Genomic DNA, 20,301 nt, shown 5'->3' with positions numbered 1-20,301 from the left:
GACATTGGGTCGGGCGAGGGGCGAATCGTCGGGATTAACCCTCGCACGATCACCTGCTTCATTACCCTGATATAGGGCCGCCGAGTCCGGCTCTGACGGTGCAGAGCCAGAAGGTCGGGCCACCAAGAAAGGGGCGGTGTCGCGTGGATCGCTGCGCGCTGTTCGTGGACGCTGGCTATTTGCTGGCCGACGGCGCGATGGCCGTACATGGGACCCGCCATCGCGAAGCAGTCTCCTGGGACTACCCGGGGCTGCTGCAACTGATGACCAACCTGTCGCGCGAGCGCACGGGGCTGCCGCTGCTGCGGTGCTACTGGTACGAGGCGACCGTAGAGGGCCGCCGCACGCCGGAGCACGACGCGCTGGCCGACATCCCCGGGCTCAAGCTGCGCCTGTCGCGCATCCGGCCGGGCCGCCGCGAGGGCGTCGACGCCCAGGTGCACCGCGACCTCATGACGCTGGCGCGCAACAGCGCGATCTGCGACGCGGTCGTGGTCAGCGGCGACGAGGACCTCGCGCAGGTCGTCTGCGACGCGCAGGACCTCGGCATCCGGGTGACCGTCGTGCACATCACGGCCGACGGGAGCTGGGCGGTGTCCCGCTCGCTGCGCCAGGAGAGCGACGACCTCATCGAGATCGGCGGCGGGCACCTTCGCCCCTACGTCAACCTCGTCTCGGGCTCCGCAGAAGCCTCCAACGGGCACCAGCCGGTCAGCAACGGCCACGCGGCGCACGCCGCGCTGAGCCCGCCGCCCGCGCCGCTGCCGCCGCCGCCCGCGCAGCCGTCCCCGCCGAGCAACAACCAGATCGCCAACGCGCCGACCCAGAGCCAGCCGCTGTCGCAGCCCAACGTGCTGCCGCAGCCGTTGCCGCAGTCCCCGCAGCCCAGCTCCAACGGGCCCTCGCGCAGCCATGCTGCGCCGCCGCCGCCTGCGCTGCCCGCCTACCCGAGCTACCAGCAGGAGCAGCCCGCTCCCGCGCCACCGCCGCCGCACAACGTGACCGGGCCGATCCCGCAGACGACGGGCCAGTTCGCCTCGCCGTCCGCGGGCACCTACCAGCCGCCGCCCGCACAGCAGCAGCCGTCGCAGCTGTCCGGCTACACTGGGCCGCAGGCCGCGCCCGTCTCACCGCCGCCCGCGCAGAACGCCAGCGCCACCACGCTGGCCGACGCCGTGAAGGCGGCGCACCGCGAGGGCCATGACTTCGGCGAGTCCGTCGCCCGTGACGCGCCCGCGCTGTGGCTGGAGGCGGTGCTGGCGCGCAAGCCGCGCATGCCGTCCGACCTGGAGGCGCGGTTGCTGCAGGGCTCGTCGCTGCCGATCGACTTCCTGCTGCACGACGAGGTGCGCCACGCGCTGCGCCGCGGTTTCTGGGACGCCCTGGAGCGGGCCCGCCGCTAGTTGAGCGCGTCGAACCCGGAGCGCAGGTGCCCGACCCGCTCGGAGAGGTTCTCCAGCGGGATCGTGAGCGCCTGGTCCGGCGACTTGCCGGCCAGCTCGCGCACCCTGGCGAGCTCCTCCTCCACCGCGGCCAGCCGCCGCACGAGCTCGGGGAGTACGGCGGCGCGGTCGGTCGTGCCCGGTGGCAACTCCCCGGAGACCCGCTCGCGGAGCATCGATGCCTGCTCGGCCAGCCGCTTGTTCATGTTGTACAGCTCGACGAACACCTGCACCTTGGCCCGCAGCACCCACGGGTCGAACGGCTTGGTGAGGTAGTCGACCGCGCCCGCCGCGTAGCCGCGGAAGGCGTAGTCGGGGGCGCTGTCCACCACGGTCAGGAAGATGATCGGGATGTTGCGCGTCCGCTCCCGGCGCTTGATGTGCGCGGCGGTCTCGAACCCGTCCATCCCCGGCATCCGCACATCGAGCAGGATCAGCGCGAACTCGGTGCTGAGCAGCGCCTTCAGCGCCTCCTCACCCGACCTGGCCCGCACGGGCACCAGGTCGAGCGAGCTCAGGATGGCCTCGAGGGCGATCAGGTTCTCCTCGCGATCATCCACGAGGAGGATCTTGGCTCTGTCCGACATCGTCACGACCCTTCGGGGGTTTCTGCCGTGGCGCGCCCGCGGCTGAGCCAGCCGCGCAGGCGCTCCAGCAGGCGGTCGACGTCGACCGGCTTGGGCACGTAGTCGGACGCCCCGGAGGCGATGCTCTTCTCGCGGTCGCCGCGCATGACCTTGGCGGTCAGCGCGATGATCGGCAGGTCGGCGAACTGCGGCATGCGCCTGATGGCCGACGTGGTGGCCCAGCCGTCCATCTCGGGCATCATGATGTCCATCAGGACCAGGGCGACGTCCTCGTTGCGTTCTAGCTGCTCGATGCCCTCACGCCCGTTCTCCGCGTAGACCACGGTGGCGCCGTGCCGTTCGAGGACGCTGGTCAGTGCGAACACGTTGCGGATGTCGTCGTCGACGATGAGGATCTTGGCTTCGGACAGCGGGTCGTGGCCCACCCACTTCTGCCCGTCGCCGGGCGAGATGAGCTCCGGCAGCGGCAGGTCGAGCGGCATGGGCGGGTCGGGCAGCGTGACCGCGGGCTCCTCGACCGGGATCACGGGCTGCGGCTTGGCGACGGCGGGACGCGGGTCGAGCGGGCCGGCGTAGTTGGGCGGCACGTAGAGCGTGAAGGTGCTGCCCTTGCCGAGCTCGCTGTCGACGTGGATCTCGCCGCCGAGCAGGCGGGCGATCTCGCGGCAGATCGACAGGCCGAGGCCGGTGCCGCCGTACTTGCGGCTGGTCGTGCCGTCCGCCTGGCGGAAAGCCTCGAAGATCACCTCCCGCTTGTCCGGGGCGATGCCGATGCCGGTGTCGATGACCTTGAAGGCGATCACGTCGCCCGCGTCGCGCAGCGTCTCGTCGTCGTAGTCGACCTCGATCGGCGCCTGCATGACGCGTAGCCGTACCTCGCCCTTGGGCGTGAACTTCACCGCATTGGACAGCAGGTTGCGCAGCACCTGCTGCAGGCGCTGCTCGTCGGTCAGCAGCTCCTGCGGCACGTCGGCGTCGACCTCGACCACGAACGCCAGCCCCTTGTCCTGGGCCAGCGGGGCGAAGGCGGCCTCGACGTAGTCGACCAGCTTGGGCAGCGACAGCTGCGTCGGGTGGATGTCCATGCGGCCCGCCTCGACCTTGGACAGGTCGAGGATGTCGTTGATCAGCTGGAGCAGGTTGGTGCCCGCGCCGTGGATCGTGCGGGCGAACTCGACCTGCTGGGAGGTCAGGTTGCCCTCGGCGTTCTCGGTGAGCAGCTTGGCCAGCACCAGCAGGCTGTTGAGCGGCGTGCGCAGCTCGTGCGACATGTTGGCCAGGAACTCCGACTTGTACCGCGAGGAGACGGCGAGCTGCTCGGCGCGCTCCTCCAGGGTGCGTCGGGCCTGCTCGATCTGGAAGTTCTGGATCTCGATCGCGCGGTTCTGCTTGGCCAGCAGCGCCGCCTTGTCCTCCAGCTCGGCGTTGGACCTGCGCAGCTCCTCCTGCTGGCGCTGCAGCTCGTCAGAACGTTCCTGCAGCTCGCGGGTGAGTCGCTGCGACTCGGTCAGCAGGTCTTCCGTGCGCGAGTTGGCGATGATGGTGTTCATCGTGACGCCGATGGTCTCGACGAGCTGCGTCAGGAAGTCGAGGTGCACCTCGCCGAACGGGGTGAAGGAGGCGAGTTCGAGGATGCCGAGCACGCGGCTCTCGAACAGGATCGGCAGCACCACGATCTGCGCGGGCGTCGACTGCGACAGTCCGCTGTCGATCGTGATGAACCCGGCGGGCACGTCGTCGAGGATGATCGAGCGCCCCTCGGCCGCCGCCTGGCCGACGATGCCCTCGCCCATGGCGAAGGTCTGGCGCGGGCTGCGGTCCGGCCGTACGCCGTAGCCGCCGATGAGGATGAGGTCGTGGTCGCCGCCGGGGTCGACGCCGTAGAAGGCGCCGTAGCGCGCCGAGACCAGCGGCGTCAGCTCCGTCATGATCAGCTTGGCCACCTCGACCTGGTCGCGGTGTCCCTGCATGAGGCGGGAGATGCGGGCCAGGTTGGACTTCAGCCAGTCCTGCTCCTGGTTGGCCTGGGTGGTCTCGCGGAGGTTGGACACCATCGAGTTGATGTTGTCCTTGAGCTCGGCCAGCTCGCCCTGCGCCTCGGCTGCGATGGACCTGGTGAGGTCGCCGCGCGCCACGGCGCTGGTGACGGTGGCGATGGCGCGCACCTGGGTGGTCAGGTTGCCGGCCAGCTCGTTCACCGACTCGGTGAGCCGCTTCCACGTGCCCTCGACGCCCTCGACGCGGGCCTGGCCGCCGAGCTGTCCCTCGGAACCCACCTCTCTGGCGACTCGGGTCACCTCGGAGGCGAAGGAGGAGAGCTGGTCGACCATCCGGTTGAGCGTGGTCTTCAGGGCGAGCATCTCGCCCTGGGCGTCCACGTCGATCTTGCGGGTGAGGTCGCCCTTGGCGACGGCCGTGGTGACCTCGGCGATGTTGCGCACCTGGGAGGTCAGGTTGTTGGCCATGAAGTTGACGTTGTCGGTGAGGTCCTTCCACACGCCGGACACGCCCTGCACCCGCGCCTGGCCGCCGAGCTGTCCCTCGGTGCCGACCTCTCTGGCGACTCTGGTCACCTCGTCGGCGAAAGACGAAAGCTGGTCGACCATCGTGTTCAGGGTGTCCTTGAGCTGGAGGATCTCACCCTGCGCGTCGACGGTGATCTTCTTGGCCAGGTTGCCCTGGGCCACGGCGGTGGACACGGCCGCGATGTTGCGCACCTGCACGGTCAGGTTGTTGGCCATGAAGTTGACGTTGTCGGTGAGGTCCTTCCAGACCCCGGACACGCCGCGCACCTGCGCCTGGCCGCCGAGCTGTCCCTCGGTGCCGACCTCGCGGGCGACTCGGGTCACCTCGGAGGCGAAGGAGGAGAGCTGGTCCACCATCGTGTTCATGGTCGACTTGAGCTCCAGGATCTCGCCCTGGGCGTCCACGTCGATCTTGCGGGTGAGGTCGCCGTTGGCGACGGCCGTGGTGACCTGGGCGATGTTGCGCACCTGGTAGGTCAGGTTGTTGGCCATCGAGTTGACGTTGTCGGTGAGGTCCTTCCAGACCCCCGACACGCCCTTCACCTCGGCGCGGCCGCCCAGCTTGCCCTCGGTGCCCACCTCGCGGGCGACTCTGGTCACCTCGTCGGCGAACGAGGAGAGCTGGTCGACCATCGTGTTCAGGGTTTCCTTCACCTGAAGGATCTCGCCCTGCGCGTCGACGGTGATCTTCTTGGTCAGGTTGCCCTGCGCGACCGCCGTCGCCACGGTCGCGATGTTGCGCACCTGGACGGTCAGGTTGTTGGCCATGAAGTTGACGTTGTCGGTGAGGTCCTTCCAGACCCCGGACACGCCGCTGACCTGGGCCTGGCCGCCGAGCTGACCCTCGGTGCCCACTTCTCGGGCGACTCGGGTCACCTCTTCGGCGAAGCCGGAGAGCTGGTCGACCATCGTGTTGACGGTGTTCTTCAGCTCGAACATCTCGCCGACCGCGTCGACGGTCACCTTGCGCGACAGGTCGCCCTTGGCCACCGCCGTGGTCACCACCGCGATGTCGCGCACCTGGGCGGACACGCGGGAGGACATGGTGTTGACGGCCTCGGTGAGGTCGCGCCAGGACCCGGACATGCCGCGCAGGTTGGCGCTGCCGCCGAGCCTGCCCTCGGTGCCGACCTCGCGGGCGACCCTGGTCACCTCGGAGTTGAACAGCGAGAGCTGGTCGACCATGCCGTTGATGGCCTTGCCGAGGCGGCGCACCTCGCCTCTGGCAGACCGGTCGAGGTCGATGCGGCGGGTCAGATCGCCCTTGGCGACGGCGTCGATGACGTCAGCGGCACCGCTGACGGGGCTGACGAGCGCGTCGATCAGCGTGTTGACCGACTCGACGCTCTCCGACCACGAGCCGACGCCGGGGCCCGGTGTCAGCCGCTCGCCGAACCTGCCCTCCTTGACAACCTCCCTGCGCACCCTTGTCAGCTCGTTGGCCAGGTGCTCGCGCCGGTCGGCCACCTCGTTGAGCAGGAGCCTGACCTCGCTGAGAATCCCTGGCGGAGCGTGGGGGACCCGGCGCCGGAAGTCGCCGTCGCGCCAGGAGAAGAGGGTCTCCAGAATCGGGATGAGGTCCGATTCCGTATATGTCCTCTCCTCTGCTGCTGGCGCCGTCCTTGCCGTGGTCATGGAGCCTCCTTCACCCACGGGGTGCCGCCGCGAGTGATGTAAGTCTGTCACGATGAGAAGGTCATAGTCCTGTCCTTGGATTTACCCCAAGTCAGATGGAAGTGTGGTAGGCATCGAGCGATGAGTTCTTCCTCCCGTGCGGTGCTTGCGGCGACCTTCGCGCCGGGAGAGGCCGCCGTTACCGCTGCGAAGAGGTTCACGCGCGAGGTCATGACCGCGTGGGCGGCCACTTCTGTCACTGCTACCGCCGAGCAGGTGGCGGCCGAGCTGGTGCTGCAGGTGGCAGATGCTCCCTTTGAGATCATATGGAAGCATTTCGGCGATGCGGTGCAGGTAGAGCTCAGGCAGCGGACGACGCCACAGGGCAATCCCAAGGCGCCCTCGGTCGAGGTCGAGGAGTGGGGGATCACCTTCGCGGGCGAATCCCGTGTCCATTGGGCAAGACTCACACTACCCGGCACTTCGGACGGCGGCACTGCCGACTGGCTGGAGGAGACGTCCAGAGGGCCGCAGTGGCTGGGCTTCCTCGCGGATGCGAGCGACCTGCTCGCTGGAACGCTCGATCCGGACATGGTGCCCGCGATCATCGCACAGATCGTCGTGCCCAGACTGGCCGCGTGGTGCGCCGTCTACACCCCGGAGGCCGGGCTCTCCTACCTCTGGCACGCCGACGAGGCCAGGATCGACGACCTGCGGGTGGAGCTGACCGACCTGCCCGTGAGCAGCGCCGATCACCGGCGGACCGCGACGATGCACCTCAGGGACGCCGAGGTGCTCTGCGTCCCGCTGACCGCGCGCGGCCGCTCGCTGGGCCTCATGTGCCTGGGCAAGCCCGACCGCTTCACCGACGAGGTCATCCAGTTCGCCGAGGACATCGGCAGGCGCGCCGCGCTGGCCATGGACAACGCCCGCCTCTACGCGCAGCAGGCGGCGGCCAACCGCGCGTTGCAGCGCAGCCTGCTGCCGCCGAGCGAGCCCGTGGTGCCCGGCGTCGACTACGGCGTCGTCTACGAGCCGGCCGGTGAGACGAACGAGGTCGGCGGCGACTTCTACGACCTGTTCAAGGGCAACGACGACTCCTGGCGCTTCGCGATCGGCGACGTCTGCGGGACCGGTCCCGAGGCGGCCGCCGTGACCGGGCTGGCCCGTCACACCCTGCGCCTGCTGGCCAGGGAGGGGTACGGCGTGGCCGCCGTGCTGGGCAGGCTCAACCAGGCCATCCTCGAAGAGGGGGAGCGGGCCAGGTTCCTCACGCTGATCCACGGCGACCTCACCCCGGTGGACGGGGGGCTCGAGGTCCGCATCGTCTCGGCGGGGCATCCTGAGGCGCTCCGGCTGAAGCCGAGCGGCGTGGTCGAGCCGGTGACGACGCCGCAGTCGTTGCTCGGGGTGTTTCCCGAGGTGATGTTCGAGGCGGACGTGATCCACCTCGAACACGGCGACGTGCTGCTGGCCGTCACCGACGGGGTGACGGAGCGGCGCAACGGCTCGCGCCTTCTCGACGATGAGGGCGGGTTGTCCAAGATGCTGGCCGAGTGCGCGGGGCTCTCGGCGAGGGCGGTCGCCGAGCGCATCCGGCGGGGGGCCGCCGACTTCGCAGCTGAGCCGGGCGCCGACGACCTGGCCATCCTGGTCCTACGCGCGATGTGACCCACAGGACCCTCACGGGGATAACCCCCTCACGGGGATAACCCCCTCACGGGGATAACCCCCTCAAGGAAGTGAGGGCGGGTGTGGGGTCTTCAGCTCTCATCCGCCCACCTCCCTTGGTTGGGTGTTCCTAGTCGCGCTCGACCGTGTCCTCCATGACCACGCGGCCGATGAGGGCGTACTTCGCCGGGTTGCGCACCTTGAGGAAGAGCGCCAAGGCGACGCCGAGCACGATGATCCCGCCCACGATCCACGGGATCGCCGTGTAGAACGCGCTGCTGGCAGCCACGTCACCGGCCGCCGCCTTCTGGTTCTGCAGGAGCAGCAGTACGACGTAGGCCATCATCACGCCACCAGCCAGCGGCGCGATCAACGTCCGCCAGACGTTGGCGGTCTCCGGGTGCTTCTTCTTCACGTGGAAGTAGCTGATCACCGAGAACGAACAGAGCGTCTGCACGATGAGGATCGCCAGCGTCCCGAGTACGGCGAGCAGCGTGTAGATGTGGAAGTACGGGTCCTGACCCATGACCGCGAACAGCACGATGATGAGCAGCGAGACCCCCGTCTGCACGAACCCGGCGATGTGCGGCGAGCCGTGCTTGGCGTGCGTGCGCCCCAGAGTGCGTGCTGTACCAGGAATGAGATCCTCACGCCCCATGGCGTACAGGTACCGGGAAGCGCAGTTGTGGAACGCCATCGAGCACGCGAACGACCCGGTCAGGATGAGGATCTTGAACAGGCCGACCGCCCACGAGCCGAGCATCTCCTGCGTCGGAGCGAAGAAGATCTCCGCGCCCTTCGCCGCGGCGATCTCCGGCGCGTTCATCCCGTTGGCCGCGACGGTCATCCACGACACGAAGGTGTAGAACAGGCCGATGCCGACGACAGAGACGAGCGTGGCGATCGGGATGATCTTCTTGGGTTCGCGTGACTCCTCGCCGTACATCGCGGTCGACTCGAAGCCCACCCACGACCAGAAGCACATGAACAGCCCCAGGCCGACCGCGCCCTCTTTGAGCCCGGTGACGGTGAACGCGCCCGCCGGGTTGAGGGTGCCCGCCATCAGCCCGTCCGGGCCGCCGCCGTGGAGCAGCGTGACGACGGAGACCAGGCCGAGCATGAAGATCTCGGTCACCAGGAAGATGCCCAGCACCTTGGCGGTGAGGTTGATGTCGAAATATGTCAGGATCGCGTTCAGCGCCAGGCCGACGAGGGCGAACCACATCCAGTGGATGTCGACCCCGACGAGGTCCTTGAAGGTCGCGTTGCCCTGGTAGGCGAAGAAGCCGATGATCGAGGCCTCGAAGACCACGTATGCCATGGTCGCCAGCAGTCCGGAGACCATGCCGACGATCTGTCCCAGGCCGTGCGAGATGTAGCCATAGAAGGCGCCGGCCGCGGTGATGTGCTTGGCCATCGCGGTGTAACCCACCGAGAAGATGGTCAGCACGACGGTCGCGAACAGGTACGCGGCGGGCACGCCCAGGCCGTTGCCGAACCCGACCACGATCGGCACGTTGCCGGTCATGGCGGTGATGGGTGCGGCGGTGGCCACGGCCATGAAGATGACGCCGACGAGGCCGACGGCGTTCTTCTTGAGCCGGTTGACGCTTACCTGTTCAGTGGTGGTGATGTCGCTCAATGGGGCGCCCTTCCAGCTGGGGAGTGGGCGCGATGGTCGCAGTGACCTGGGCTGACATTCAAGTCGGCTGGGAGGGTAACACCTTACGTCATGTCAGTTTGCGGGCGAATTCCAGCCGTTCGGTCATCTGCGCGATCCGCTCGGAGACGACCAGGGAGCCGTGCCCGGCGTCGTAGGTGTACACCTCGTGCTCGTGGCTGTACTCGGCGAGCTTGGCGACATATTTCTCGATCTGCCGCATCGGGCAGCGCGCGTCGTTCTCCCCGGCCAGGATCAGCAGCGGCTTCTCGACCTGGTGCACGTAGGTGATGGGCGAGCTGCCGACGTAGCGCTCCGGCACCTCGACAGGCGAGCCGCCGAGCAGCGAGCGCTGCAGGGCGCGCAGGCTCTCCGGCTCGTCCTCGTAGCAGGTCACGTGGTCGGCGATGGGGACCGTGGCGATCCCGCCCGCCCACAGCTTGGGCTGTACGCCGAGGGCGAGCAGGGTCAGGAACCCGCCCCACGACTCGCCGGCGAGCAGGATGCGGTCGGGGTCGGACACGCCCCTGGCGACCACCCACTCCCTGACCGCGGCCACGTCGGCCAGCTCGATGTGCCCGACGTCGCCCTGCAGCGCGTCGCGCCAGGCCGTGCCGTAGCCGGTGGAGCCGCGGTAGTTGACCCGCACGACCGCGTAGCCGAGGTCCACCCACGCGGCCACCTCGGGCGAGAAGGAGTCGTCGTCGTGGGCCGTCGGCCCGCCGTGCAGGAGGAAGACCGTCGGGTACGGCGCTGCCCCGGTCTCGGGCCGCGAGATGAGGGCGTGGATGCGCCCGCCGGGCCCTTCGACGTCGATGTCCTCGACCGGCACCGAGGGCGGCGAGCTGGGACCGACCGCGCTCATGACGACCACGCCGTTGCTCGACCGGATGACCGGCGGCCTGGAGGCGCTCGACCAGGAGTACTCGACGTGCCCGCCGGGCCTGGGCGCCGCCGCCTCGATGACGCCGTGCGGGGTCTCGATCAGGGTGAGGCCGCCGCCGGCCAGGTCGTAGCGGTGCAGGTAGGAACGTGCCCGGTTGTGGCGCACGATGAGCAGCGCGCGGCCGTCGTCGTACCACTCGCCGGTGAGCTCGCCGGCGTCCTTGAGCCAGATCTCGCGCTGCTCGCCGGTGGCCGGGTCCCAGACCAGCGGCTCGCGGCGCAGGCGGCGCTCGTGCAGGATCAGCAGGCGCCGGTCGCCTGGCACGGGTGCGAACTTGACGCCGATGACGCCCTTGCCCGCCCCGTCGTCGAGCTCGCCGACGACCTCGCCGCCGGGACGGACGACGCGGAGCATGGGGTGGCGGAAGTCGCCGCGGTTGATCGCGATGAGCGAGCCGTCGAGCGACATGTCGGCGACCCAGGCGGCCTCGGTGTCCTCGTGCAGCAGCCTGGCCGGGTCGCCCGGCCGTACGAGGTGGATGGTGAAGGAGCCCTCCCTGGCCAGGCTGATGGCGGCCACGCCGGTGGAGGACAGGGCGATGCCGCCGACCGTTCCAGGCTCGACGTCGGGGGCGACCGGCTCGTCCTGGCCGCCGGTGAACGGCTGGCGCATCCAGGAGCCGAACTCGTCGCCGTCGGTGTCGTCGAACCAGTAGATCCACTGGCCGGTGGGGTCGATGGCGGCGTGCGCCGTGCCCTTCGGGCGGTTGGTGACCTGGCGGGTGGTGCCGCTGTTGCGGTCCCAGGCGTAGATCTCCCAGGTGCCCGAGGCGTTGCAGCTGTAGATGGAGCGGTTCGGGGCCTGGCGTGCCCAGGTGGGCAGCGTCATGCGTGGCGCCCGGAACCTGGCCTGCCAGCGTTCCTCCGCCTTCATCCGGCGCGTCCCCTCCCTCTGGAACCCGCGTGGGCCGCTCGGGCCTCCGGGTTGGCGTCCAGTATTGCGCCTGTGTCGGAGAAATACTTGAGGAATGTGGGGGAATTTCGGACTAAATGCCCCATCAGTAACATCAGTCGCAGAGGTCCGTCAAGTGTGGACACTTGCTTACGAAGCGTGTTGGAAGGTAGACAGGTGAAACGCGGCCTGAGTCCACGTCTTTTCCTGAAATTTCGCGATACGCGCGGCTAGTTGTGCCGGTTCCGTGTGCCATGCGCTCGGGCCCATCCCCACCACCTCGGCTACGCCTTCACGGGTCAGCTCCATCTCGAACTCGACGGTACGCCTGTCCACCTCGACAAATCCACGCAGACTCTGGCTGACTCTTGTTTCCTTGTCGCCGTCAACACTCAGCAGGCCGAGCTGGTGCACCAGCGGGCTCAGGTGCGAGCGCGCCGGAGTCACCACGACCAGCGCCCCGCCGGGCCGCAGGACCCTGGCGAACTCGGGCCCGTTACGCGGTGCGAACACGTCGAGGATCACGTCGGCCGCGCCGTCCGCGATGGGCAGCGGCTGCCAGACGTCGGCCACGAACGCGCCGATCCGCGCGTGCGCCCTGGCCGCCCGCTTCACGGCGTGCTTGGAGACGTCGAAGGCCAGCCCCATGGCCTGGGGTGCGGTCTCGAGGACCGCGGCGAGGTAGTAGCCGGTGCCGGTGCCGGCGTCCACGATCACGTGGGAGTCGCGCGGGAGGCAGTCACCGAGCGCGCGGGCCAGCGGGGCGTAGTGCCCGGCGGCGAGGAAGTCTGATCTGGCGGCCACCATCGCGGGGCTGTCCGCCGTACCCGGAGGTTGCGAGCCGATCAGCAGGCTCACGTAACCCTGTTTGGCGATGTCGTAGGAGTGGCCCTGCGCGCATCGCATCACCCGCTCGCCGATCTCCAGGCCGCCCGAGCAGACCGGGCAGATGAGGTGTTCGGCGATGTCAGCGAGCATGGGCCCATTGTCGCCCAGGGTCAGGCCGCGCGGGCCTCGAGGAGGAAGGCGGCGTTGCTGGGGGTGTCGCGGAGCTTGTCCATGAGGAGCTCCATGCCCTGCTGCTTGTCCAGCGCGCCGAGCATGCGGCGCAGCCGCCACACGAGCTGCAGCTCCTCGGGGTCGAGCAGGATCTCCTCGCGGCGGGTGCTGGAGGCCTCCAGGTCGACGGCGGGGAACAGGCGCTTGTCCGCCAGGCTCCTGCTGAGCCGCAGCTCCATGTTGCCTGTGCCCTTGAACTCCTCGAACAGCCCGTCGTCCATGCGCGAGCCGGTCTCGACGAGCGCGGTGGCGAGGATGGTCAGCGAGCCGCCGTCCTGCAGGTTGCGCGCGGCGCCGAAGAAGCGCTTGGGCGGGTAGATGGCCGTGGTGTCGATACCGCCGGACAGCGTCTTGCCGCCGGGCGGGGCCAGGTTGTTGTAGGCCCTGCTGAGCCTGGTCAGCGAGTCGAGCAGGACGACGACGTCCTTGCCTGACTCGACGAGCCGCTTGGCGCGCTCGATGGCGAGCTCGGCGACCGTGGCGTGGTCCTTGTCCGGCTGGTCGAAGGTCGAGTAGGCGACCTCGCCGATGATCGACGAGCGCATCTCGGTGACCTCCTCCGGTCGCTCGCCGATGAGGACGACCATGAGGTGGACCTCGGGGTGGTTGCGCGCGATGGCCGCGGCGAGCGCCTGCAGCACCATCGTCTTGCCGGCCTTGGGCGGGGCGGAGATGAGTCCGCGCTGGCCCTTGCCGATGGGGGCGAACAGGTCGACGACCCTGGTGGTCAGCGACTCGGTCTCCAGGCGCAGGCGCTCCTGGGGGTGGATGGGGACGAGGTCGGCGAAGACCGGGCGGTCGCGCCAGGTGGTCGCGCCGTTGACGGACTCGACCTCGACCAGCTTGCCGCCGGACACGGTGCCGACGACGTGGTCGCCGGGCCTGAGGCCCAGCTGCTTGACGCGTTCCGGTGGCAGCCGTACGTCGTCTGGGCTGGGGGCGAAGGAGCGGCGCAGGAACGCCGACTTCTCGCGGATGTCGAGCAGACCTGAGACCTGCCTGGCAGGCGTGGTCCGCTGCTGGGGAATGGTTTGAACAGACATGGTGGGACCCTCCTCGAGGGCACGCCGCAACACGATGGGGCGGCGCGAAGAAGAAAAGATGTATCGCCCGGTGTTGCTCAGGGGCGGAGGTGAAAGACGAGCGGAGCTTGATCGCTCAACGCTTGCTCGCAAGATACACGAGCTTCCGTCATCCGCACAACACCCGTCCCGCCGCCCCTATTCCCGGGAATCGCCCACGGGCTTCGGGGCGGGCGGCGACAATATTTGTCCACGGGGTGTGGACAACGCCATAGAACGTCCAGCATTGCCGCGGCATCGTGTCAAGCGAGATGCAGGGCCTCTGCAATCGGCGGAGGCTTTCATGGAGGAGTAGAACTCACTCAGGGGGAGAACACCATGAACACCAGGACCCAGTGCCCGCAGTGCCGGACCGAGCTCGACGAGGGCCCGATCATGTACCGCTGCAACCACTGCCACCGCGCGGTCTACGCGGCCGATCTCGAGAACGAGTACGTTCCGCGCCACCTCGTGGCCGCCTAGTCTGGGCGAATGCCGCACAACTCCAGAATCGTGGCCGATGTTGAGATCACACCTCTGTGTGACGCCGTCGGCCCGATGGGCCCCTCGCTCCGCCTGCCGTTCCTCGAGACCTTTCTCGGCGCCCAGGTCGACGAGGGCGAGTGGATCCTCCACTTCCACAGCTATCTGCTCCGCGACGCGCAGGGCCGGTTGACGCTCGTCGACACGGGCATCGGCCCCACGTCGACGTGGGCGCCCGCGCCTGGCAAGCTCCAGAGCGAGCTCGCGGCGGTCGGCGTCGCGCCGCAGGACGTGAACACGGTGATCTTCACCCACCTGCACAGCGACCACTGCGGCGGCACCGTGATCGACGGCGAGCCCGTCTTCGCCAACGCCCGCCACGTCGTCCAGCGCGCCGAGCTCGCGGAGCTCGCGGAGCTCGGGGACCTGGGCCTCGACCCGGCCCTCCTGCACGTGGTCGACGGCGACGAGGAGGTCTCTCCAGGCGTCGTCGTACGGCTGACGCCCGGCCACACGCCCGGCCACCAGATCGTCGAGGTCTGCTCGTTCACCATGGCAGGGGACGTGCTGCACCACCCCGTGCAACTGGCCGATCCCACGATCCGCTACGTCTACGACAGCGACCCGGACCAGGCCGCCAAGGCCCGCCTCGACCTGGTGCAGCGGCTCCGCGCGGAAGGCAGGCTCCTGGGCACCGCCCACTTCCCCGAACCCTTCCAGGACCTCGCATGAGCTACTGGGAGACCGTTCATCGGGTGCTGAGCGGCGCCGGCGCCTACATCACCGACGAGCAGGACCGGGTCCTGCTGGTCAAGCCCAACTACCGCCCGCACTGGGGGTTCGCCGGCGGCACGGTGGACGCGGGTGAGCACCCGGCAGAGGCGTGCGCGCGCGAGGTGGTCGAGGAGATCGGCCTGACCCTCGACGTGGGCGCCCTGCTGACCGTGCACTGGGTGGGCGCGATGAGCGACCGCCCCTACCCGCTCGTGCACTTCTACTTCGACTGCGGCACCATCGCCTCGGACACCCCGATCGTGCTCCAGGAGGCCGAGCTCGACGACTACGGCTTCTTCACCCACGAGGAGAGCGCGCGGCTCCTGCCCCCGTGGGCGGCCGACCGCGTGCCGGCGGCCGCTGCGGCGCGCAGGTCTGGCTCGACGATCTACCTGCCGCCGGTGGTCAGCGCGAGCTGATCGGTCAGCAGCGCGGCGGGGAGCATCACCGCGGCCGTCAGCCCGCCGAAGGGCGACGGCGACAGCATGACACGGATGTCGTGCCGCGCGGCTAGGCGGCCGACCACGAACAGGCCGAGCCGGTCGCTCTCGGCCAGGTCGAACTCGGGCATAGAGGCCAGCCGCTCGTTGAACGCGTCCAGGTCGGCCCGCGCGATCCCGAACCCGCGGTCCTCGACCTCCACGGTCAGGCCGTGCGGCGTGACCGTGGAGCGCAGGTCGACCCTGGTGGGCGGCGGCGAGAACAGCGTCGCGTTCTCCACCAGCTCGGCCACCAGGTGCACCACGTCGGTCACCGCGTGCCCGGCCAGCGCCATACGCGGCGGCTGCAGTACCTCGACCCTGGCGTACTCCTCGACCTCGGCGACGGCGGCGCGCAACACGTCGATCATGGGCACCGGGCTGCGCCAGCCGCGCCCAGGCGTCTGGTCGGACAGGATGATCAGGCTCTCCGCGTGCCTGCGCATGCGGGTGGTGAGGTGGTCGAGCTTGAACAGGTCCTCGAGCGTCTCCGGGTCCTCAGAGCCGCGCTCCATGGCGTCGAGCTGCAGGAGCTGCCGGTGCAGCAGTGACTGGTTGCGCCTGGCCAGGTTGACGAACACCTGGTTGACGCCGTGGCGCAGCCGCGCCTGGCCGACCGCCGCCTCCACGGCCGTCGACTGGACGATGTTGAACGCCTGCACGATGTCGCGCACCTCGCTGGTCATCGCGGGCACGTCCAGCGGCTCGATGCGCTCGGGCTCGCGCGACCCCTTGCGCAGGCGCTCGACGAGCCCGGCCAGCCGTACGTCGGAGAGCTCTGTCGCGGCGGCGCGCAGCGCGGCCAGCTCGCGGGCCAGCCTGCGGCGGAAGCGGAACGACAGCGCGATCGACATGACGACGGCGATCAGCCCGATCCCGCCGGCCACGCCGATCTTCACCAGCGTGTTCACGGCAGCGGGCGTGACCCGCTTGACCATGCCCTGAACGGCCTCGAACTGGTTGCGCTCGACGGCGACCCACAGGTTCTCCGCGTCGATCGGCCACGTCGCGGCCGAGGCGGGCAGGCCGGTGGCCGTCGCCGGGCCGCGCACGGCGTCCTCCAGGTGCAGGAACTCGGTGTAGACGGGCGAGCTGGCCAGCTGCTCGTACGGCCGGCGCAACCCGGTGTCGAGATGCGACAGCGCCTGCGAGAACAGCAGCCGCCGCGTGGCCACCATCTGGGTGAACGCGGTCCGCTCGTTGCCGCCCACCTCGCCGACCGCGAGCACGGCGACGATCATCGCCCGCTCCCTGGACAGGATCTCCTTGGCCTCGCCGAGCATCGTCACCGCGCGCGCCTGCCGGTACAACGACATGTCCGGCACCAGGATCATTTTGTCGTACATGCGGAAGACCGAGTCGACCATCACGCTGTAGCCGTTGATCACCTCGAGCGCCCCCACGGACGCCTTGTCGATCTTGCCGCGCAGCTCGCCCAGCCGGTCGAGGTCCCGGTAGACCGCCGCGAGCTGGGTCGTCATCTCCGGTGAGACGTCACGCTGCGCCTTCGAGAGGGCCTTGAACCTGTCCACGACCCTGGTGGTGGTCTCGCGCTGCCTTGCCAGTTGCGCCGAGGTCTCCTTGCCCGCCAGGAGCTCGACGGAGGCCAGCCGCTCGCGCTGCAACTGGATGTTGACCTGCTCGGACGGGTCGGCCAGGTTCGAGACGAGGTTGTTGATCTCCAGCAGGCGCAGGCCGTCGCCGCCGGTCAGCCCCGCGGCGAACGCCCACAGGCCGACGAGCGACACCAGCGGGACGAACAGCAGGACTAGGAGCTTGAGTGCGATCGGTCGACCACGCTTGGCCATCTGACCTCGTCTTGGGTGGGGGGTTCGTGATGAGATCGCCTCGCAGATTACACCCCCTTTGAGAGGAATTCCGTGGGTCTTCCGCGTTCCCCCTCAGCCTGGACGATCGCCGTCTTCGGCTTCCTCGCCTTCGCCCTCGGCCTCGTCGGCCTGATCTGGCCCGATGTCCTGCTGTCCATGCTGGGCTTCGAGGTGCTGGCCGTACGGCAGGCCGGTGACTACACGAAGGTATATATGGCCGCCTCGTCCATGGCGGCCGTGAACATGGGCGTCTATTACATGCTCGCCGCGGCGTCGAACTGGACGCCGTTCTTCCGTTGGACCGTGCCGTTCAGGCTGGTGACGTTCACCGTGTTCACCCTGTTGGTGGTCACGGGCGCGGCGCCGGGCAAGTTCTTCGGCGTCGGCCTGTGGGAGGGGCTGGGCGCGGTGATCACCGGGTTCGCCCTCTGGCGAGAGGGCCGCCTGCTGCCCGCGTCGGACAGGCGGCCCTCGGCCACGGTGTAGCCGCCGGGTCTAGCGGTGGTCCTCCTCTGGCGGCCGCTGCGCCGGGGCTCCGGCCACCAGCCGGTCGGAGGTGTGGCGGTCCTCCAGCTGGTCATCCGTGTCCAGCCGCTGCTGGAGCATGCGCTTCTCGTCTTCTAGCTGCGAGACCCTGTCGCGCGCCTCATGTCTGGTCGACCTGAGCGCGCGGCGGCGTCGCGCGGCCCGCCGCGACCCCGAGCTGATCATCGCGAGCCCGATGAGCAGCACGGCCGCGGTGGCCGCGCCGGTCACGAACATGTCGAGATGCGTGGGGTGGAGGACATAGCCGAAGTCGGTGAAAGTCGCGGTCGAGTCCGTCGCCGTGGGCTCAAGGGAGACCAGAGCGATGCCTCCTGCCGCGAGCAGGATGAGAATGACACCCAGGACAATCATCAGAACTCACTCCCTGTCGTCAGAGCGAGTTCCCACTGCCCGGTTCTTCGCTGGTTATGTCTCTGACGTAGACGGCGACCTGTGCGCGTGAGGTGAAACCCAGCTTGGCGAGGATGTTGGCCACGTGCCTGGCCGCCGTGGCCGGGCTGATGAACAGCTCCTCGGCGATGCCCCTGTTGGTCAGGCCGCGCGCGATCAGCTGCGCGATCTCCCGCTCCCTGGCGGTCAGCGGGCCTTCCTGGTGCTGGTCCTGCTGCTCTGGCGGGTCGGCCAGCGCGCCGGCGACCGCCTCACGCAGAGGTACGGCCTGGCCGGTCGGGACCGCACTCAGCAGGTCGACCGTGGGTGCCGGGCGCGGGCAGCCGATGATCTCCCTGAGCGCCTCAGCCGTGGCCATCAGCCGTCCGGCGCGCGCCGGGTCGTGCCGGTGGTGGGCGAGCAGCGCGCACGCCTCCAGCGCCCTGGCCAGTTGCAGCCGCTCGCCGGTGATCGCGAGCAGCCTGAGCGCCTCGCGTAACCTGGCGTGCGCCTCGACGTAGCGTCCCTGGGCGGTCGCCAGCCGCCCCAGGCCGATGAGCGGCGGGATGCTGATCCTGATCGACAGCTCCGGCTGCACCTGCAGGGACCGCTCGTAGGAGCGCCGCGCCGCCTCATGGTCGCCGCTCAGCTCGGCGAACTTGCCGAGCGCCTGGTGCAGCAGCGTCTCGTTGTAGACGTGCTCACCGGCCACGGTGATGTCGAGCGCCGCCTTGCCCGTTTCGAGGGCGGTGCGAAGGTCGCCGCTGACGGAAGCCAGCTCGGCGAGCGTGGCGAGCACGTACGACTCGCGGTAGGTGTCGCCGATCTCCCGCGCCACCCGGCCCGCCTGGTCGAGCAGCCCGGCCGCCTCCTCGCCCCTGCCCTCGTGCAGGGCCAGCAGGCCGAGGTTCTGCAGGGCGTGCGCGACGAACGGCCGGTCGGCCGCCTTCTCACACAGGTCGAGCCCGGCGCGGGTCGGCTCGTACGCCTTGGTGACCAGGCCCTGTTCGAGCGCGGCGTCGCCGTACGTCACGAGGGCCCGGCCGAGCAGCGGGGGAGGGACGCCGTCCGTGCCCAGGGCGAGCAGCCGCTCGATCCAGGCCATGCCCTCGTCGAACTGGCCGCGATAGCCCCAGGCCACCCGCATGGCGCGGCACAGCCGCAGGCCCGACACCACGTCGCCGCTCTCGACGCAGTCGGCGAGTACGGCACGCAGGTTGTCGAGCTCGGCGTTGTAGCGCAGCATCGTCTGGATCCTGAGCCGCCACGTCCTGGGCAGCACGATCGCCTCGTCGTACCAGCGCTCCGCCTGCTCGATGGCGTGCTCGCGGAGCCTGCGCCGGATCTCGGCGTCCTCGCCCGCCGCGGCCAGCCGTTCCGCTGCGAAGACCCGTACGGTCTCCAGCAGCCGGTAGCGCAGCTCGCCGGCCACCTCGCGGTCCGGCGCGACGAGCGACTTGTCCACCAGCGCGGCCAGCAGGTCGAGCACGTCGTACTCGGGCAGGCGCCGGTCGGCGCAGACCTGCTCGGCCGACTCCAGCGCCCAGCCGTCGGCGAACACCGACAGGCGGCGCAGCAACATCTTCTCGTCCGCGTCGAGCAGGTCGTAGCTCCACTCCACGGTCGAGCGCAGCGTGCGCTGCCTGGCGGGAGCCGTACGGTCGCGCGAGGTCAGCAGGCGGAACCGGTCGTCGAGGCGGTCGGCGATCTGCCTGACCGACATCATGCCCGTCCTGGCCGCCGCCAGCTCGATGGCCAGCGGCATGCCGTCGAGCGCGGCGCAGATCTGCCCGACGACCTCGGCGTTGTCCTCGGTCACCGCGAACCCGGCCCGCGCCTCGGCCGCCCGCCTGGCGAACAGCGAGACGGCCTCGCCGCCGTTGAGCGGCGGCACCCGCCAGATGGACTCGCCGGGGATGCGCAGCGGCTCCCTGCTCGTGGCCAGCAGGCGCAGTCCTGGCGCCGCGGCGATCAGGGCGTGGCCGACCCTGGCCACCTCCTCGATCAGGTGCTCGCAGTTGTCCAGCACGAGCAGCGCGTGCCGGTAGCGGAGCGACTCGATCAGCGTCTCGCGCCGGTCGAGGCCGGGCTCCGGGCTGATGCCGACGGTGTCGGCGATGAGGGAGACGACCAGTTCCGGGCGGGCGATCCCGGCGAGCCCGATCAGGTGCACCCCGTCCTCGAAGTCGCCCAGTGCCGCGCGGGCGACGCGTCCGGCCAGCCGGGTCTTGCCGATGCCACCGGCGCCGGAGAGGGTGACCACGCGGGCGGAGCGCAGGAGCTCGACGAGTTCTGGCACGTCGCGCTCTCTGCCGACGAAGACGTTCGGTTCGGCTGGGAGGTTATGCCGGACTATTGCAGTTTC

The 20,301-nt window shown here is 69.5% G+C and carries 15 protein-coding genes; 6 read left to right on the top strand and 9 right to left on the bottom strand.

Going from position 1 to position 20,301, the window contains the following annotated elements:
- Nucleotides 1-143: 143 nt before the first annotated feature.
- Nucleotides 144-1,403: an NYN domain-containing protein gene (locus ACIBG8_RS28465; protein WP_397346001.1), complete on the top strand. Its 1,260-nt coding sequence runs from the start codon at nucleotides 144-146 to the stop codon at nucleotides 1,401-1,403.
- On the opposite strand, the gene ACIBG8_RS28460 is transcribed toward ACIBG8_RS28465, so the two are convergent.
- Together ACIBG8_RS28460 and ACIBG8_RS28455 are read right to left on the bottom strand one after the other, a co-directional pair.
- Nucleotides 1,400-2,029 carry a two-component system response regulator gene (locus tag ACIBG8_RS28460; RefSeq protein WP_397346000.1) on the bottom strand — a complete coding sequence of 210 codons (630 nt, stop codon included), beginning with the start codon at nucleotides 2,027-2,029 and terminating at the stop codon, nucleotides 1,400-1,402. The genes ACIBG8_RS28465 and ACIBG8_RS28460 overlap by 4 nt on opposite strands.
- 2 nt (nucleotides 2,030-2,031) lie before the next feature.
- Entirely contained in the window at nucleotides 2,032-6,189 is a 4,158-nt protein-coding gene (locus ACIBG8_RS28455) for a HAMP domain-containing protein (RefSeq protein WP_397345999.1), read from the bottom strand.
- Between the two features lie 120 nt (nucleotides 6,190-6,309).
- On the opposite strand from ACIBG8_RS28455, the gene ACIBG8_RS28450 reads away from it, so the two are divergent.
- Nucleotides 6,310-7,839 carry a PP2C family protein-serine/threonine phosphatase gene (locus ACIBG8_RS28450; RefSeq protein ID WP_397345998.1) on the top strand — a complete coding sequence of 510 codons (1,530 nt, stop codon included), beginning with the start codon at nucleotides 6,310-6,312 and terminating at the stop codon, nucleotides 7,837-7,839.
- 130 nt (nucleotides 7,840-7,969) lie between these two features.
- Here the strand turns inward: ACIBG8_RS28450 and ACIBG8_RS28445 are convergent, their stop codons facing one another.
- The 4 genes from ACIBG8_RS28445 to rho all read right to left on the bottom strand — a co-directional run bounded on the left by ACIBG8_RS28445 (nucleotide 7,970) and on the right by rho (nucleotide 13,438).
- Nucleotides 7,970-9,481 carry an APC family permease gene (locus ACIBG8_RS28445; protein WP_397345997.1) on the bottom strand — a complete coding sequence of 504 codons (1,512 nt, stop codon included), beginning with the start codon at nucleotides 9,479-9,481 and terminating at the stop codon, nucleotides 7,970-7,972.
- An 88-nt stretch (nucleotides 9,482-9,569) separates the two neighbouring features.
- Entirely contained in the window at nucleotides 9,570-11,318 is a 1,749-nt protein-coding gene (locus tag ACIBG8_RS28440) for a prolyl oligopeptidase family serine peptidase (protein WP_397345996.1), read from the bottom strand.
- Nucleotides 11,319-11,486: 168 nt separating this feature from the next.
- Nucleotides 11,487-12,314 (bottom strand): putative RNA methyltransferase, encoded by an 828-nt coding sequence (locus tag ACIBG8_RS28435; RefSeq protein ID WP_397345995.1) that lies wholly within the window; start codon nucleotides 12,312-12,314, stop codon nucleotides 11,487-11,489.
- 20 nt (nucleotides 12,315-12,334) lie between these two features.
- Nucleotides 12,335-13,438: a transcription termination factor Rho gene (rho, locus tag ACIBG8_RS28430; RefSeq protein WP_397345994.1), complete on the bottom strand. Its 1,104-nt coding sequence runs from the start codon at nucleotides 13,436-13,438 to the stop codon at nucleotides 12,335-12,337.
- A 357-nt stretch (nucleotides 13,439-13,795) separates the two neighbouring features.
- Here rho and ACIBG8_RS28425 point away from each other — a divergent pair, with 357 nt between their 5' ends.
- From ACIBG8_RS28425 to ACIBG8_RS28415, 3 genes are read left to right on the top strand one after another with little or no spacing between them, the layout of a single operon-like run.
- Nucleotides 13,796-13,939, top strand: coding sequence for a hypothetical protein (locus ACIBG8_RS28425; protein WP_397345993.1), 144 nt, complete (start codon nucleotides 13,796-13,798; stop codon nucleotides 13,937-13,939).
- A 9-nt stretch (nucleotides 13,940-13,948) separates the two neighbouring features.
- Entirely contained in the window at nucleotides 13,949-14,671 is a 723-nt protein-coding gene (locus tag ACIBG8_RS28420; RefSeq protein WP_397345992.1) for an MBL fold metallo-hydrolase, read from the top strand.
- Complete coding sequence (locus ACIBG8_RS28415; protein ID WP_397345991.1) at nucleotides 14,668-15,132, top strand: NUDIX domain-containing protein; 465 nt, start codon at nucleotides 14,668-14,670, stop codon at nucleotides 15,130-15,132. Before ACIBG8_RS28420 ends, ACIBG8_RS28415 begins: the two co-directional genes overlap by 4 nt.
- Here ACIBG8_RS28415 and ACIBG8_RS28410 read toward each other — a convergent pair.
- Complete coding sequence (locus ACIBG8_RS28410; protein WP_397345990.1) at nucleotides 15,102-17,000, bottom strand: nitrate- and nitrite sensing domain-containing protein; 1,899 nt, start codon at nucleotides 16,998-17,000, stop codon at nucleotides 15,102-15,104. The two genes, ACIBG8_RS28415 and ACIBG8_RS28410, sit on opposite strands and share 31 nt — an antisense overlap.
- 72 nt (nucleotides 17,001-17,072) lie before the next feature.
- Between ACIBG8_RS28410 and ACIBG8_RS28405 the strand changes: the two genes are divergently transcribed.
- Entirely contained in the window at nucleotides 17,073-17,507 is a 435-nt protein-coding gene (locus tag ACIBG8_RS28405) for a hypothetical protein (protein ID WP_397345989.1), read from the top strand.
- Between the two features lie 9 nt (nucleotides 17,508-17,516).
- On the opposite strand, the gene ACIBG8_RS28400 is transcribed toward ACIBG8_RS28405, so the two are convergent.
- Both ACIBG8_RS28400 and ACIBG8_RS28395 read right to left on the bottom strand, forming a co-directional pair.
- Nucleotides 17,517-17,918 carry a hypothetical protein gene (locus tag ACIBG8_RS28400; protein ID WP_397345988.1) on the bottom strand — a complete coding sequence of 134 codons (402 nt, stop codon included), beginning with the start codon at nucleotides 17,916-17,918 and terminating at the stop codon, nucleotides 17,517-17,519.
- 19 nt (nucleotides 17,919-17,937) lie between these two features.
- Nucleotides 17,938-20,235, bottom strand: coding sequence for an ATP-binding protein (locus ACIBG8_RS28395; protein WP_397345987.1), 2,298 nt, complete (start codon nucleotides 20,233-20,235; stop codon nucleotides 17,938-17,940).
- Between the last annotated feature and the right edge of the window lie 66 nt (nucleotides 20,236-20,301).

Source organism: Nonomuraea sp. NPDC050556 (assembly GCF_044457355.1).
In the GTDB taxonomy this organism is placed as follows: domain Bacteria; phylum Actinomycetota; class Actinomycetes; order Streptosporangiales; family Streptosporangiaceae; genus Nonomuraea.
The sequence above is the reverse complement of the archived record's forward strand: the minus strand, read 5'-3'. Positions and strand labels throughout refer to the sequence as shown.